Origin of the sequence: Pedobacter sp. R20-19 (genome assembly GCF_000708265.2) — a bacterium.
Taxonomy (GTDB): domain Bacteria; phylum Bacteroidota; class Bacteroidia; order Sphingobacteriales; family Sphingobacteriaceae; genus Pedobacter.
The window spans coordinates 271,270-284,792 of the sequence record NZ_JCKI01000006.1 but is presented as its reverse complement, the minus strand read 5'-3'; the positions used below and the strand labels follow the sequence as shown (position 1 = coordinate 284,792).

Genomic DNA, 13,523 nt, shown 5'->3' with positions numbered 1-13,523 from the left:
AACTACAAAACATCATGAATTTAAATACAAATTTAAAAGCAGAAAATACTTACGATGCTATTGTTATAGGATCGGGGATTAGTGGCGGCTGGGCTGCAAAAGAACTTACTGAGAAGGGCTTACGCGTACTTATGCTCGAAAGAGGAATGAACATTGAGCACATTACAGGTTATGAAACTGCCATGAAAAACCCATGGGATTTTGAACATGCCGGTAAACTAACAGAAGAACAAAAACGTACACACCCTGTACAAAAAAGAGATTATCCGTATAGCGAAGCCAATGAAAAATGGTGGGTAAACGATTTGGAATGTCCATATACCGAAGATAAACGTTTCGACTGGTATCGTGGTTTTCATGTTGGAGGTAAGTCTTTAATGTGGGGCCGTCAAAGTTACCGCTTAAGTGATCATAACTTTGAAGACAATGCAAAAGACGGACACGGTAGTGATTGGCCGATTCGTTACAAAGAACTTTCTCCATGGTATGATTATGCAGAGCGTTTTGCAGGAATTAGTGGTTCGAAAGAAAACTGGTCGACCTGCCCAGATGGGGAATTTTTACCTCCAATGGATTTGAACATTGTTGAAAAATCTGTAAAAGCCCGGATTGAAGAGCACTACAAAAGAGAGCGAATCATGATGATTGGCCGTGTGGCTAATTTAACAGTTCCTCACAAAGGTCGTGGTAACTGTCAATACCGTAACTTATGTAGCCGTGGTTGTCCGTTCGGAGCATACTTCAGTACACAATCTTCTACCCTACCTGCGGCAATGGCAACTAAACGTTTAACGTTAAGGCCATATTCTATTGTAAACCATATTATTTACGATAAGGATACTAAAAAAGCAAAAGGTGTAATGGTAATTGATGCTGAAACCAATAAAACAATGGAGTTTTATGCCAAAATTATTTTTGTAAACGGCTCCACTTTAGGTTCTACATTTATTCTATTAAACTCTACATCTGATGCGCATCCAAATGGATTAGGTAATGGCAGTGGACAATTGGGTCATAACTTAATGGATCACCATTTCCGTTGCGGAGCATCCGGAGATGCTGAAGGTTTTGATGACCGATACACCTACGGACGTCGTGCAAACGGCATTTACGTACCTCGATACCAAAACGTTGGAAATGACAAACGTGATTACCTTCGTGGTTTTGGTTATCAGGGTGGTGCAAGCAGATCAAACTGGCAAAGCGATGTAGCCGAATTATCATTTGGTTCTGGCTTGAAAGAAAAAATGACCAAGCCAGGAAACTGGACCATGGGTCTTGGTGGTTTTGGAGAAATGTTACCTTACTACGAAAACAAGGTTTACATTGATAAAACCAAAAAAGATAAATGGGGCCAGCCAGTATTGGCAATTGATTGCGAGTACAAAGAAAATGAGAAAAAAATGCGGGTAGATATGATGAATGATGCTGCAGAAATGCTCGAAAAAGCAGGCATGAAAAACATCAGAACCTATGATGCTGGTTGTTATCCAGGTATGGCAATCCATGAAATGGGAACGGCAAGAATGGGTAATGATCCAAAAACTTCAGTTCTCAATAAATGGAATCAAATGCATGAAGTTAACAACGTGTTTGTAACAGACGGTGCCTGTATGCCTTCAATCGCGTGCCAAAATCCATCATTGACATTTATGGCTTTAACTGCTCGTGCAGCAGATTATGCCGTAAAAGAATTAAAGAAAAACAACATTTAATAAATAGGTAAAAGGGATGAGGTTTAAGGTATAGGGTTAGGAGTCCAAAGCCTTATACCTTATACCTTAAACCCTAAACCTGTATGAAAAGAAAATTAAAAATGGGTATGATAGGCGGTGGAAAAGACGCCTTCATTGGAGCAGTACATCGCCTTGCAGCTAACATGGATGGTTTAATAGAACTAACCGCAGGTGCACTAAGTGTGAATCCTGAAGTTGGTTATGAATCTGGAAAACTACTCTTCCTCCCTGACAACCGAATATATAAAAGTTACGAAGAAATGATTCAAAAGGAAAGTGAATTGCCTGCTGATGAAAAAATAGATTTCGTAACCATTGTTACCCCTAATTTTGCTCACTTTGCTCCCGCTATGCTGGCTTTGGAACATGGCTTTAATGTCGTGATCGAAAAACCAATGACACTTACCTTAGAAGAAGCTAAATTGTTAAAAGCAAAAGTAGAAGAAACAGGATTAACCCTTTGTTTAACGCACACCTATTCTGGTTATCCAATGGTTAAACAAGCCAGGCAAATGGTTAGTGAAGGCCTGCTGGGTGCCATCAGAAAAATTATTGTTGAATACCCACAAGGCTGGTTAAGTACCCTGTCTGAACGTGAGGGAAACGCACAGGCCGCCTGGCGTACGGATCCATCAAAAACCGGCAAAAGTGGTAGCATGGGAGATATTGGAACGCATGCAGCACACCTGGCAGAATATATTTCTGGTTTAAAAATATCTAAAATTTGTGCAGATCTGAATATAGTGGTTCCCGGAAGAGCTATTGATGATGATGGAAACGTACTTCTAAAATTTGATAATGGATCAAATGGTGTACTCATTGCATCTCAAATTGCTGCAGGAGAAGAAAATGCCTTAAAAATTAAGGTGTATGGTGAAAAGGGTGGATTAGAATGGCACCAGATGGAGCCAAATTCGCTTATTGCCAAATGGCCTGATGCACCAGCTCAAATCTACAGAACAGGTAATGGATATATGGGAAGCTTCGCTAAACACAATACCCGCACACCGGGAGGCCATCCAGAAGGATACCTGGAAGCATTTGCCAATATTTATAAAAACTTTGCATTAACGGTTAATGCAAAACTTAATCAGGAACAACCTTCACCAGAAATGTTAGATTTCCCTACAGCTGATGATGGTATTCGCGGAATGGCATTCATTGAAAACGTAGTGAATTCCAACCAATCAGACCAAAAATGGTGGGATTATAAAATTTAAATACTAGCATGACAACAATTAAAGGACCAGCCGTATTTTTAGCACAGTTTATTAGTGACGAAGCACCATTTAATTCGCTGGATAATATATGTAAATGGGCAGCAGGCTTAGGTTTTAAAGGAATCCAAATGCCTACTTTGGATAAGCGGTTTATCGATTTACAAAAGGCTGCAGAGAGCAAAACCTATGCAGACGAGTTAAAAGGCACTATTGCTTCTTATGGTTTAGAAATCACAGAATTATCTACCCACCTACAAGGGCAACTGGTTGCTGTTCACCCTGCTTACGATGATTTATTTGATGCCTTTGCACCAAAAGAACTTCATAAAAATCCAAAAGCCAGAACAGAGTGGGCTGTGCAACAAATGAAATATGCTGCAAAAGCATCTCAAAATTTAGGGTTAAACGCACATGCAACTTTTAGCGGTTCATTGCTTTGGCAATATTTTCATCCATGGCCGCAACGTCCGGCAGGTTTAGTAGAAGAAGGCTTTGCAGAACTTGGAAAGCGCTGGATGCCAATTCTAAATGAATTTGATCATTGCGGTGTGGATGTTTGCTATGAGATTCACCCAGGAGAAGATTTATTTGATGGACAAACTTATGAAATGTTCCTGGATGCTGTTAATCAACATAACAGGGCATGCTTATTGTATGATCCATCACACTTTGTGCTACAACAATTAGATTATATTCAATACATTGATATTTACCACGAAAGAATTAAAGCTTTCCACGTAAAAGATGCAGAGTTTAATCCAACTGGTAAACAAGGTACATTTGGTGGTTATCAAAGCTGGGCAAACAGAGCCGGCAGGTATCGCTCTCCCGGAGATGGCCAGGTAGATTTTAAAACTATATTTAGTAAGCTTGCACAATATGACTTTAAAGGTTGGGCAGTTATGGAATGGGAATGTTGTATTAAAAATCAGGAAGATGGTGCACGTGAAGGTGCAGAATTTATTAAAAATCATATTATTAAAGTAACTGATAAAGCATTTGATGATTTTGCTGCATCAGGTAGTGATAGCGCTTTCAACAAAAAAATATTAGGTTTACAAGACTAACAACACCGACATTAAAACCTGCATGGTTTTCAATATCAGATCATCAAAACCTGCAGGCTTGATATGTTATTAAACACACACACACATGAAAAAAACATTATTAGGTTTAGGCGCTATAGTAATATTTATGGCCTCTTTTACCAAAGCAGATTTAGCGAAAGAGAAAACAGTAGTTGCAACCGCTACGTTATCAAACCACGCGATGCAAATGAGCGCTGGCGAAAAGCTGATTAACAAATCAGACTGTATCGGTTGCCATAATAAAGTGAATAAAATTATCGGCCCTGCATATGTGGATATCGCTAAAAAATATCCTGCTACAGAAAAAAACATCAATTATTTAGCTGATAAGATTATTAAAGGTGGTACAGGTGTTTGGGGAACTATGCCAATGACAGCTCACTCTACCTTAAAACCTGCAGATGCTAAATTGATGGTTAAGTATATTTTATCATTGAAGAAGAAATAAAGAGTACTTCATTTAAACCTTAAACTATTCTAATGAAAACAGAGCAAGAAAATAAAAATACGAGTAACCGCCGTGATTTTATTAAAACGAGCGCCATCGCTGCCGCTGCATTTATGATCGTTCCCCGTCATGTTTTAGGTGGGCCAGGTTTTTTAGCACCTAGCGATCGTTTACTCATTGCGGGTATTGGCGCAGGCGGTAAAGGACAAAGTGATATTGCCATGTTTGCCAAAAGTGGTAAGGCTGATATTGCTTTTTTATGCGATGTGGATGATCGCCGTGCTGCAGCAAGTGTAAAAGCATTTCCAAAAGCGAAATATTACAAAGATTATCGCGAAATGCTTGATAAAGAGCATAAAAATTTTGATGCGGTATCCATTTCTACTCCCGATCACAATCATGCCATCCAAGCACTTGCAGCCATGCAATTGGGTAAGCATGTTTATGTACAGAAACCGCTTACACACGATATTCATGAAGCCCGTATCTTAACCGCTGCGGCAAAAAAATATAAGGTGGTTACGCAAATGGGTAATCAGGGTGCATCAAATGATGGTCCACGCCAAATGAAAGAATGGTATGAAGCAGGCTTAATTGGTGATGTACATACGGTTTATGCCTGGACTAACCGCCCGGTTTGGCCACAGGGAATTCCATGGCCAGATAAAAAAGCTGAGATTCCAAAAGAGCTCGACTGGAACTTATGGTTAGGTACTGCACCTGAAAAAGACTATGTAGATAAATTGGTGCCATTTAACTGGCGTGGCTGGTGGGATTATGGCACAGGTGCACTTGGTGATATGGGCTGCCACCTAATTGAAGCTCCTTTCAGTGTGCTAAATTTAAAATATGCTAAAGAAGTTGAAGCCAGTGTAGGATCAGTTTACGTGGATGAATTTAAGCGTGGATATTTCCCTGAGAGTTGTCCTCCATCAAGTCATGTTACCCTAAAATTCCCTAAAACAGAGAAAACAAAAGGCGATGTAACGCTACATTGGATGGATGGTGGTATTCAGCCCGAGCGTCCTGAGGAATTAGAAGCCAATGAAACCTTTGGTGATGGTGGTAATGGCACCTTATTTATTGGAACTAAAGGTAAGATGATGTCTGAAACCTATAGTGCAAATCCAAAATTATTACCGCTTAGCAGAAACAAAGATATTAAAGTAAAAGAAAAATATGCCCGTGTGAAAGGTGGTGCTGATGGCCATTATGCGCAGTGGGTTGAAGCAGCAATTGCCGGTTACGGTAAACAGGAAGTAAGTTCTCCTTTCGAAATTGCAGGTCCTTTAACTGAGGCTTTATTAATGGCTAATTTAGCCATCAGAAGTTTTGATATTCAAAAAACGGTAAATGGTAAAGTGACTTACCCAGGCAGGTACATGAAAATGCTTTGGGATAATGACAACATGAAAATCACCAATTTTGATGAGGCAAACCAGTTTGTAAAACGCGAATACCGCAAAGGCTGGAACGATTTAACTTTATAATAAAACACTTGTTATGGCCAGGAACAAAGCAATTAATTCACAAAAATTGCTTTGTTCTTTGCTATAACTGAAACCAAAATAAAATGAAAAAAATTATCCTTTCTGCCTGCATTATGTTGGCAGTTACACAAATATCCCAAGCACAAAAAGGTTTCAAACCCTTGTTTGATGGTAAAACAACTACCGGCTGGCATACTTACAATAAAACAGCCGTTGGCAGCGCCTGGCAAGTTCAGGAAGGTGCACTGCATCTTGATCCAAAAACTAAAGGTAAAGATGGTGGCGGTGACCTGGTTACCAATAAAGAATATAAAGACTTTCATTTAAAGTATGAGTGGAAAGTAGCACCAAAAGCAAATAGTGGTTTAATTTTCTACGTTCATGAAGAACCAAAATACCATGCAACCTACTCTACTGGCTTAGAAATGCAGGTATTGGATAATGATGGTCATCCTGATGGAAAAATCACCAAACACCGTGCTGGAGATTTATACGACTTAATTAAAAGTTCATCAGAACCTGTTAAACCAGTAGGTGATTGGAACAAAGCAGAAATTATTAGCAAAAAAGGAAATTTAACCTTAATTTTAAATGGTGTTGAGGTAGTGAAAACGACTTTATGGAATGAGAACTGGAAGAAGTTGGTTGCAGGAAGTAAATTTGCTACATGGGAAAACTGGGGGACTTACACTTCAGGGAAAATTGCCTTACAAGATCATGGAGACGAAGTTTGGTACAAAAACATCACTATTAAAGAATTATAACTGAGGTTTAAGGCGTAAGGTAAAGGCTTGAGGATTTCCTTTCTCGCTCTAACATTACACCTTAAACATATTAACCTTACTAAAATTAGGCTAAAGGCATAAGGTAAAAAATTGAGGGGTTTATATTCCTTTCTTGAACCTTACGCCTTAAACCTTATACCTAATAACCTTATATAAACCAAATGAACAGTACTACCCGCTTTAAACTCTCTGCCATGATGTTCCTCGAATTTTTTATTTGGGGATCCTGGTTTGTAACACTAGGCACATTTTTAGGGAATAACTTAAAAGCAACTGGTGGAGAAACAGGAGCAGTTTTCTCCACTCAATCATGGGGTGCAATTATTGCCCCTTTTATTGTTGGTTTAATTGCCGACAGATATTTTAACGCAGAAAAAATTCTTGGTGTTTTACATATCATTGGTGCTATATTGATGTATCAGATGTACAATGCTACTGATGTAAGTGTATTTTATCCTTATGTTTTAGGGTATATGATTTTATTCATGCCAACGTTAGCATTGGTAAATTCAGTTTCATTTAATCAAATGAAAGATCCTGAAAAGGAATTTGCAAACATTCGCGTTTTTGGAACCATCGGATGGATTTTAGCTGGTTTAGCCATTAGCTTTGTTTTCCATTGGGATTCACCTGAAGGTGTTACGCAAGGCTTGTTAAAAAATACTTTTCTTTTAGCTGGAATTGCTTCGGCAGTATTAGGCTTATTTAGCTTCACTTTGCCTAAAACACCTCCAAAAGTTTCTTCATCTGAAAAAATTAAAATTGGTGATTTAATTGGTCTTGACGCACTTAAATTATTGAAAGATAAGAATTTTGCCATTTTCTTTATTTCATCCATATTGATTTGTATTCCTTTAGCTTTTTATTATCAAAATGCACATCCGTTTTTAACAAACGTTGGCGTTGAAAATCCGACTGGAAAAATGGCCATCGGACAAATATCTGAAGCACTATTCTTACTTTTTATTCCGGTATTCTTTGCACGTTTTGGCTTTAAGAAAACCATACTGGTTGGTATGCTCGCCTGGGCAGTTCGCTATGCTTTATTTGCCTACGGAAATGGAGCAGAATTAAGCTGGATGTTAATTATCGGTATTGCTTTACACGGTGTTTGTTATGATTTCTTTTTTGTATCAGGACAAATTTATACCAACTCTAAAGCAGGAGAAAAATACAAAAGCTCTGCTCAAGGCTTAATTACGCTTGCCACTTATGGTGTAGGAATGTTAATTGGCTTTGAAGTTGCCGGAAAAATCACCGACACTTATAAAGCGGCCGATGGAGCAATCGATTGGAAAATGGTTTGGATCATTCCTGCAGGTATTGCTGCAGTTGTTTTTCTTCTTTTTGCAGTTCTCTTTAATGATAAAACAAAATCTGAAATAGAAGCTAAAGCCCATTAAGAAAATGTCATCAAATTTAAATAGAAGAAATGCGTTAAAAAACATCATTGCAGGTACTGCCGCAATTGGTGTTTCATCAAGTATTTCATCCTTTGCTATGGATCAGCCAAAACCATCTCAAAAACTTAAAGGTAATATTAACCACTCCGTTTGCCGTTGGTGTTTTAGTACACTAGATGTAGATACACTATGCGTAGAAGCAAAAAAAATTGGCATAAGAGGTATTGATTTGGTTGGCCCTAAGGATTGGCCAATTCTTAAAAAGCACGGTTTAGAATCAACCATGTGCAATGGTGCAGAAATTAACCTGGTTGATGGATTTAATGATAAAAAGTTTCATGAAACGTTAATTAAAAATTATTCTGCGATGATTCCATTAGTTGCTGCCGCAGGTTACAAAAATTTAATCTGCTTTAGTGGGAACCGTAGAGGCAAGGATGATGAAACAGGGTGGAATAACTGTGTGGAAGGATTAAAACAGTTGATGCCATTAGCAGAAAAACATGGTGTGGTACTGGTAATGGAATTATTGAACAGTAAAATCAACCATGCCGATTATCAGTGTGATAAAACTGCCTGGGGTGTTGAACTTTGTAAACGTTTAGGTTCAGAAAATTTTAAACTGCTTTATGATATTTATCATATGCAGATAGACGAAGGTGATGTGATTCATACCATTCGTGATCATCATAAATATATTGCTCATTATCACACCGCTGGTGTTCCAGGGCGAAATGAAATTGATGATACACAGGAACTTTATTACCCTGCAATTATGAAAGCCATTATAGAAACCGGCTTTAAAGGTTTCGTTGCACAAGAATTTATACCAAAAAACGCAGATAAAATAGCTTCACTAAAGAAAGCCGTTGAAATCTGCGACATTTAATTAATGATTATGTTATCAAGAAAAAGCTTTATCATCAACAGTTGCTTAGCTATAGCAACATTACTTTTGGCTCCGTCAGTTGCATGTGTAGCCCAGAAAAAAGCAGTTGGCATACAACTCTATTCATTAAGAGAAGACCTGCCAAAAGATTTAAAAGGAACAATTGAAAAGGTTGCAAAGGCTGGCTTTACAGAAGTTGAAACTTATGGTTTTTCTATTAAAGGTCAGTTTTGGGGCTTAACTCCAGTTGAATTTAAAAAATTACTTAGCTCAAATGGACTTAAGGCAGTGAGCGGCCATTATGGTTTGGGCACTTATTTAGCAGATGGTAACACTGATGAACTTAAAGCTGCTATTGCCGCTGCAAAAGTTTTAGGCAGTGAGTATGTTACTATTCCTTATTTAGATGCGAGCATCAGAAAAAATGCTGAAGATTATAAAAAACTTGCAGCAAAAATAAATATTGCTGGTAAAATGTGTAAAGATGCAGGTTTACGCCTGGCTTATCACAACCATGATTTTGAATTTCAAAAACAAGGAGAAACCACAGGCTATCAAATTCTTTTAAATGAAACGGATAAGAAATTAGTTGACTTTGAACTGGATTTATACTGGGCTGTACGTTCTGGAAATGATCCAATAAAACTTTTTAAGGCTAACCCTGGTCGTTTTACCATGTGGCATGTAAAAGATATGGATAAGACCAACCCTGCGTTAAATGCAGAAGTTGGTACAGGAAGTATTGATTGGAAAACAATCTTTGCTGATGCTAAATTATCAGGCATGAAGCATTTCTTTGTGGAACATGAAACCAATTATAAGCCTAATCCGATTGAATCTGTAGCAGCAAGTTGCGCTTACATCAAGAAAAATATTCTGTAATCAGAATACCATAAAAATCACGAAGTTTTGCCAGTTTTGGCCATTAAACTTCGTGATTTTTATTTAAATCTACTCAACACTAAATTAAAAGTGTGTTAACGGTTTAATTCAACTTCCCAGCCAAAACACAAGTATTTTTAAACCGTTTTGTATTTCCCTGTAGATCAAAAACATCAAATAAAATAATATAAATACCAACGTTTGCCATATTGCCACGGTCATCCAAACCATCCCAGGTTAAAATGCCTGATGTTCCAATGGTTTGATTCTTGACTAATTTCCTGATCAGCCTTCCTTTATCAGAATAAACACTAACAGTTGCTAAACTAGCGTTTTGAGTAATCTGGTAAGTCAATTTTAAAATGTCTTCAAAGTTATCACCATCTGGTGAAAAGGTTTTAGATAGCAGATGTACTTCGTTATTACCATCTATCAAACTTTGAGAGTTTCGATCAGTAGGGGTAGCAAATCCAGCAGTCGCAGCAGCAGATTTAAAATTACCAGGATCATTTGATGGTATATTAAAGGATACCCTCTCTAGCGAAATTCCATCCTCATCCTGAATTAATGGATGATGAATTTTTGCATTATAATCTAACCGATCCAATAGCTGGTTATTACTTAATAATATTACAGTTCCCTTATCATTATTATAAGCAGGCAAAGTTCGGATTTGAGCAAATTGATTTGGAAATCTGACTGTATAATTCAATTTGATATTGTTTTGGTTTGTCGTAATTACCCAATATGTACTAGCAGCCATTATCAGCTTTTTTGTTGATACACTTTTAATATTAGCGATTTTACCAGTCTTGCTTATATTGGCAATTTTTAATTCTTTTAAATCAATATCATGCCCTGAGTTATTGTAGATCTCAACAAAATCAACACCACCAGACCGGGGATTAAATAAAACCTCAGAAATTAAAACATCACCCTGTGATACAATAAAACTCGCAGCCGCAGGCCTTCCCCTATTTCGCAAAGCATTAGCTATGATATTTGTTTTGGGGATGTGTTCGGTTATATTTTTAGTCCCTTCATTTCTGACCGGATCAGGATTAAAAATAATCGCCGCAATTTTAATGGGTAACAATAGGGATATAAGCTTAATTTTTAGCATATTTGGACTTATATCAAATGTTTAATAAATATAATAATTAAAAATTTAAAATGAAAGTAGCAGTTGTAGGTGCAACCGGATTGGTTGGAACCGTAATGTTAAAAGTATTGGAGGAAAGAAATTTCCCTTTAACAGAGTTAATTCCCGTAGCATCAGAAAAGAGCGTTGGTAAGGAAATTACTTTTAAGGGTAAGAAGTTCCCAATCGTTAGCATGGATACTGCAATTGGCATGAGACCAGATATTGCCTTGTTTTCTGCTGGTGGAAATACATCCTTAGAGCATGCACCACGTTTCAAAGAAGCTGGAACAACTGTGATTGATAATTCATCAGCCTGGAGAATGGATCCGGCGATTAAATTAATTGTACCGGAAGTAAATGCACATGAACTTTCTATTGATAATAAAATTATTGCTAACCCAAACTGCTCTACCATTCAAATGGTTGTGGTTTTAAAACCTTTACACGATAAATATAAAATTAAACGTGTAGTGGTTTCTACTTACCAATCCGTTACCGGAACAGGTGTTAAAGCGGTTGAGCAATTAATGAATGAGCGTAAAGGTATTGATGGACCAAAAGCCTATCCATATGAAATTGACTTAAATGTTCTTCCACATATTGATGTTTTCATGGAAAATGGATATACCAAAGAAGAAATGAAAATGGTTAAAGAAACCAATAAGATCATGAGTGATGACAGTATTAAAGTTACTGCGACTACAGTTCGTATTCCGGTAATGGGTGGCCACTCTGAATCTGTAAATATCGAATTTGAAAATGACTTTGATTTAGCTGAAGTACGCAGTATTTTAGAAAAATCGCCAGGTATCATTGTTGTTGATGATGTTGCGAATTTAAAATATCCAATGCCTAAGGATGCTCATGAAAAAGATGAAGTTTTTGTTGGTCGTATTCGCAGAGATGAATCAGCACCTAAAGCTTTAAACCTTTGGATTGTTGCCGATAACTTACGTAAAGGTGCAGCAACTAATGCTGTTCAGATAGCAGAATACTTGATTCGGAAAGAATTAGTTTAATTTTTTATAAAGATAAAACTTAAGCCCGTGCCACAAACACGGGCTTTTTTATGCTTGCTCCATAATAAAATATTACTATCATCATAATCTATTCCATGTTATTTATGTGGTTGTATTTGATGAAATTTTAACAAGAGGTTTAGATATTTCTACGGAAGAATTAAAAATACTAATCACTAAATTATATATAATTTGGTGATTACAATATTCAAATTATAAATAATTTAGTGATTACGATATTCAAATTATATATAAATTAGTTATATTTGTTAGAGATGGAGTTATAAAGATATGATTGAAAGAGCATTAGAAAGTTACATTGAATCTAAATTTTTTAAGGGAAAGGCAATCATCATTACCGGCGCCAGGCAGGTAGGTAAAACAACTATGCTAAAAAAACTGGCTAAGAAAAAAGAACAATCTTTCGTTTTTCTTAATTGTGATGAATCTAATGTGCGTATAACACTGGAAGATATCAGTATTGAACGTTTAAAATCTATAATTGGAACGCATAAAATCCTGTTAATTGATGAAGCACAAAGGGTTACAAATATTGGTTTAACATTAAAGCTTATTGTAGATAACTTTCCTGAAGTACAACTTTTAGTTACGGGTTCTTCATCCTTAGATTTAGCAGCTGGTACAAAGGAAAGTTTAACAGGTAGAAAATTCGAGTACCATCTTTTTCCTTTTTCTGTTGCAGAACTTGTAAAACATACCAATATCCTTACTGAAGAACAATCATTAGAGAAAAGATTAATTTTTGGTAGCTACCCAGATGCAATAAACTATCCGGGTGAAGAAAAGGAACTTTTATTAAATCTAACAAACAGCTACCTATTTAAAGATATACTAGCGCTATCAGGCATCAGAAAACCAGTTCAATTGGAAAAGTTAGTACAGGCGCTGGCGCTGCAGATTGGAAACGAGATCTCATATAATGAACTTGGACAAATGATAGAAGCCGATAAGCTCACCGTTGAACGATATATAGATTTACTTGAACAATGTTTTGTGGTATTCAGACTGGGTGCCTATAGCAAAAACCTCAGAAATGAGGTAAAAAAGGGAAAAAAGATCTATTTCTACGACAATGGCATACGCAATGCCGTAATCCAGAATTTTAGTCCGCTGAGTTTACGTCAAGATACCGGGCAACTTTTCGAAAATTATATGGTATCTGAATTTATAAAAGCCAATAGTAATCAAATTAAACATGCCAAACATTTCTTCTGGAGAAGTTTCCAGCAGCAAGAAATAGATTTGATAAAGGAATTCGAAGGAAATTTAAAGGCATACGAAATTAAATGGAACGAAAACAAGAAAGTTAAATTCCCGACAACATTTACCAATGTTTATCAAAACGTACAAACCAAGGTTATTAATAAAAAAAATTATACCGATTTATTGGTTTAGCAG

Annotated in this window: 12 protein-coding genes; 11 read left to right on the top strand and 1 reads right to left on the bottom strand. The window is 36.8% G+C overall.

Translation table 11 applies throughout. From position 1 onward, the window contains the following. Positions 1-14 precede the first annotated feature (14 nt). The 9 genes from AN34_RS15240 (at position 15) to AN34_RS15200 (ending at position 9,941) form a co-directional block, all read left to right on the top strand. The gene (locus AN34_RS15240; protein WP_029286821.1) at positions 15-1,715 is read left to right on the top strand and encodes a GMC oxidoreductase; all 1,701 of its coding nucleotides are present in this window, start codon (positions 15-17) and stop codon (positions 1,713-1,715) included. 83 nt (positions 1,716-1,798) lie between these two features. After that, a complete protein-coding gene (locus AN34_RS15235; RefSeq protein ID WP_029286820.1) occupies positions 1,799-2,956 on the top strand; it encodes a Gfo/Idh/MocA family protein in 1,158 nt (385 codons plus the stop codon). Between the two features lie 8 nt (positions 2,957-2,964). Beyond that, positions 2,965-4,023 carry a sugar phosphate isomerase/epimerase gene (locus AN34_RS15230; protein WP_029286819.1) on the top strand — a complete coding sequence of 353 codons (1,059 nt, stop codon included), beginning with the start codon at positions 2,965-2,967 and terminating at the stop codon, positions 4,021-4,023. A gap of 85 nt (positions 4,024-4,108) precedes the next feature. After that, positions 4,109-4,492 (top strand): c-type cytochrome, encoded by a 384-nt coding sequence (locus AN34_RS15225; protein ID WP_029286818.1) that lies wholly within the window; start codon positions 4,109-4,111, stop codon positions 4,490-4,492. Positions 4,493-4,524: 32 nt separating this feature from the next. After that, the gene (locus tag AN34_RS15220; RefSeq protein ID WP_029286817.1) at positions 4,525-5,982 is read left to right on the top strand and encodes a Gfo/Idh/MocA family protein; all 1,458 of its coding nucleotides are present in this window, start codon (positions 4,525-4,527) and stop codon (positions 5,980-5,982) included. Positions 5,983-6,065: 83 nt separating this feature from the next. Further along, complete coding sequence (locus tag AN34_RS15215; RefSeq protein ID WP_029286816.1) at positions 6,066-6,746, top strand: DUF1080 domain-containing protein; 681 nt, start codon at positions 6,066-6,068, stop codon at positions 6,744-6,746. Positions 6,747-6,928: 182 nt separating this feature from the next. Further along, positions 6,929-8,170 (top strand): nucleoside permease, encoded by a 1,242-nt coding sequence (locus tag AN34_RS15210; protein WP_029286815.1) that lies wholly within the window; start codon positions 6,929-6,931, stop codon positions 8,168-8,170. A gap of 4 nt (positions 8,171-8,174) precedes the next feature. Further along, on the top strand, positions 8,175-9,059 hold the full coding sequence (locus AN34_RS15205) for a hydroxypyruvate isomerase family protein (RefSeq protein WP_029286814.1): 885 nt from the start codon (positions 8,175-8,177) through the stop codon (positions 9,057-9,059). A gap of 9 nt (positions 9,060-9,068) precedes the next feature. After that, positions 9,069-9,941 (top strand): sugar phosphate isomerase/epimerase, encoded by an 873-nt coding sequence (locus AN34_RS15200; RefSeq protein WP_029286813.1) that lies wholly within the window; start codon positions 9,069-9,071, stop codon positions 9,939-9,941. Between the two features lie 103 nt (positions 9,942-10,044). Here AN34_RS15200 and AN34_RS15195 read toward each other — a convergent pair whose 3' ends face one another. Beyond that, complete coding sequence (locus AN34_RS15195; RefSeq protein WP_051666629.1) at positions 10,045-11,064, bottom strand: lamin tail domain-containing protein; 1,020 nt, start codon at positions 11,062-11,064, stop codon at positions 10,045-10,047. A gap of 50 nt (positions 11,065-11,114) precedes the next feature. On the opposite strand from AN34_RS15195, the gene AN34_RS15190 reads away from it, so the two are divergent. Continuing rightward, complete coding sequence (locus AN34_RS15190; protein WP_029286811.1) at positions 11,115-12,104, top strand: aspartate-semialdehyde dehydrogenase; 990 nt, start codon at positions 11,115-11,117, stop codon at positions 12,102-12,104. Positions 12,105-12,395: 291 nt separating this feature from the next. Further along, positions 12,396-13,520 (top strand): ATP-binding protein, encoded by a 1,125-nt coding sequence (locus AN34_RS15185; protein ID WP_029286810.1) that lies wholly within the window; start codon positions 12,396-12,398, stop codon positions 13,518-13,520. Positions 13,521-13,523: the final 3 nt, after the last annotated feature.